This is a genomic window from Anaplasma marginale str. Florida, from assembly GCF_000215485.1.
Lineage (GTDB): Bacteria > Pseudomonadota > Alphaproteobacteria > Rickettsiales > Anaplasmataceae > Anaplasma > Anaplasma marginale.
The window spans coordinates 1-3461 of the sequence record NZ_AFMS01000093.1 but is presented as its reverse complement, the minus strand read 5'-3'; the positions used below and the strand labels follow the sequence as shown (position 1 = coordinate 3461).

The 3461-nt window shown below is 50.6% G+C and carries 2 protein-coding genes; both read right to left on the bottom strand.

Translation table 11 applies throughout. The features are described from left to right. Positions 1-482: MFS transporter (locus GAC_RS02555; RefSeq protein WP_037349345.1), on the bottom strand; the 482-nt coding region annotated here is incomplete at its 3' end. 161 nt (positions 483-643) lie between these two features. Then, positions 644-3461, bottom strand: a 2818-nt coding sequence (locus GAC_RS02550) for a PD-(D/E)XK nuclease family protein (protein ID WP_241760132.1), incomplete at its 5' end; no start/stop codon positions are given.

Genomic DNA, 3461 nt, shown 5'->3' with positions numbered 1-3461 from the left:
AGGATCGCTATGCAGAAGACCGACCCTGTCAGCATGCCAGCAGAGATGTTGAGCGCCAGCCTTCTGCCCATCTTATCGCCCAAATAACCGAACACTGTTGCGCCCATCGGCCGTGCGACAAAAGCAGCTGCAAAGGCTAAAAAACCAACAAGCGTGGACAGGTACGTGGAGTCCTCTCCTTGGCCAGACAGGAAAACGCCTTGCGAGAAAAACACTTTGCTAATTGTAGAGTTGAGCGCCGTGTAAGCTGCAAAGTCATAATACTCTATTGCCACGCACAGCAGCACGGCGAGCACAGCCTCGTCCAGGCCAGTAATTCTTTTCCAGAGTTTGTACACGAAACAGCACACCACGGGGCAGCTCACCAGTTTAGCATAGGGGGTACGGGTATTCAAATAATTTTCATCCGGCACACCCCACACCTGGCAGCGCACACAATACGCGCATCTACCGCGAAAAACAAGCAGCTTACACCCCGGCATTTATGCTGCTAACAGTAAACCCGCTACTACGGATCACCACTTTCTGACGCAGATTTGGCACGAAGCCATTTTCGGCATTCTACAGAACGAGCACAGGAGAGATATGTGCGCTCAAGTGATATCGCCACCAAGTGTGGCACACAACTGATGCGTCTAACCCTTCACGCTTCAGCATTTGGGCACAGCACGCCTCCACGTATTCTTGACAGAAGCTCATATGCAGAAAAGGTAGAAAAGTCTTCCCGGGGTGAAAATGGCGTCATTTGCTCTGCATATCGCAGCAAGAGCTCCTTGAAACCTTGTTTTGCAGCGTGTATAACCTCGGCACAATCCTCCACCTGCACCACTTCAACTGTCCACGGGGCTATTTTCCAATACGCGAAAGAGGCCACGTTCGCTCCGGTACTCTCCGCAACACATACAGCGTCTACTATGGCCCTTGACGCAAATCCACATCGCATGTCAGCCTTAGAAGGCGCCGCGCCAACCTTGTTGCACGCAACCATAACGCTGCCATCTTTCATATACTCTACCCTATCACACCGGGCGATTACTTGTATCTCTTCACTTACGTACCAGACAAAACTTTTTCCCGACTCTGTACGGGAGGCTGCGGATCTGCGTTCACTGTCTACCGCAAAAAAGTTACGCGCCATCTCTTCAAACTTCGGCCACCATAGCACATGCGCGTACGGATGGGTAACGGCAATGGCATCAAACTGACGCTTTGCTATCTCCAACAGAAGATTATAATCTCCAGCCTCCGTTCCAATGCTCACCAGATATTCACGCAGGATCTTGTGTGCAATAATGTTGAAACCCCGCACTGAATGTTGCGTGTTTACAGTTTTGGTGGGGAACATCTTCAAAATGTACTGTACATAGAACACGTACGGGTTGCTGATCAGGGTGTCTACGGCTTTTGCGGTAAGCACAGACATCGCCTTTTTCCTGACGTCCAACCCAGGATTGGGGGCCGATGCACGATGCGGATCGGCAACGACATTGCTACTGACAACAGCCTGGGTGGCTGCATAGCGCTCGGTACGATCTTTTAGTAGAAACGTGAGATATCTAATCCAAATCGGCTCTGCCACCGCCACGCCAAAGCTTTCAGCTGATTTCGTAATCCGAAGCTTCTTTGCATAAAAAAAGCTGTACAACACATACATCATGCGCCCACAATACTCTTCCAAAAGAGGCAGGCCTAACCTTTCACGCACCCAGTTGTTAAGTAGGTGGCTGCAGCGCGGTTTGAACTCGGCTTCGCTGAACCCCGAAAGTATGACAGCGTCTCTGGTCGCAAGGTTGACCCCAAACAATTTGTTGCGCTCTATCGTAAAGAAGGCCCGCACCAATAGAGTGCACACTTCCTTGTAGCTCGTCAGAGAAAATACCGCCACGCCCATGCAATAGTTATCAAACAAGGAAAAAAATGTGCTTATTTTATTCAGCGCGTGCGTGCATTCACTGGTGTCTAGCTTGTTCATCAATCTTTCTAGGCACTGAACATGCGCGGCAGCTATTTCACCAATCGTGGAGCCTTCGCGCACATTAATCATCGGTGATATTGCTTCAACAACTTTGCGCCAAAATTCTTCCAACTGCTGAAACTCTTCCCTAATGGCACTGCCTATTGCTTCAAAGCCTGTAGCCGAGTGTCCTCTCACTACTCTAATTTCAAACTCGGCCAGCAGTTTGCGATACTCGTCAGCATCGTATCCAAGCCTCACTAGTGGATGCTTAAGCATACACAGCAGCTGCACCGCATTCCCGGACGAAACCACTACCTCAATTGAACACAGCACCAGCGCGGAAATTATCTCGTCATAATCGCAATAATTCGCACCAATACGCAACAGCGCATCTACTCTGGCAGCGAGCGAGTCACTCCCAACAAACGTGACGCTCTTCCCTTCCAAAGATCTAATCGTGTCCTTATCAACATCGACCGCTGTCTGAGTGGGCTTTGCACTCGCAGCCCATCCACCGATACAGGAAAATTCGGCCTTCGCACCACGGTGTGCTTCTGTTGTGCATGACTTCAGAATTTCCACAACTTTAACAGCCTCCTCGGCCTCAGAGGAACACGCAATGAGCTCAATATCCTCCCCAGTGCCATAGTTCATGGCCAGGTGACTGGTTAGCTCAAAATTAAACAGCCGCTCAACTACATGATTCACCTTAACTTGGCCAAGCCTCTCCACCTCATTTCTACCCACGCCAAGATTTTTCAGTAGCTGCATGACATAGTATTGGTAATGCTCGCTGTGCAGAGTTTGCCATTCACGATCAGAAAGCCCAAGATCAACGTACGGGAGCACAATTACGGCATCCGAAACGCTGTGCATGAGCAGCCGGAGAAAGCGTGTAAATACTTTGCCAAACACAATCCCTGCCACCATAATCCTCTTGCCGGACCGCTCGAAACCCTCTACAAGTGGGCCAATGCCGCACCCCGATGGGGCCAAGCCGCGGCTTTTACGCTCCTGCTCCCACCACGGCACCAGATCGCACAAAAAATCGATCATGCGACAGCGTCCGGAAAGCTCATCATCACCGAAAACTTGTAATGCATCCGGCCCCACACAATTTGTGTGCAATTCATCCAATAGGAGCGACAGCTCGCTTGCTATCTGTAGCGGGTAATCTGCGCGGTGGGCGGCGCTCCACTGTGCCACAAATTGGGCCAGTAGTAAAAGTTGCCCTGCCGCACCCATAGAGGCATCGTAAGCGGTGGCCGCACACCCATCAACGCTTGTAAATGCCAGAATGTCGAGGTTGGCGCCATGTGCCGTAAGCTTGGATACTTCATGGCTGAGTAGTTGTGCATCCGTCGAACTAGGCACTACTACTGCGTCTATCCGGTGCGCAATCGCATACCGTGCAACCGTTTCTACAAACGATTCACTGCAGTGTACAGTCAAAACCCTGGCGTTCATAAGCTTGAGTGTTACAAACACACTAGCGCACATGTTA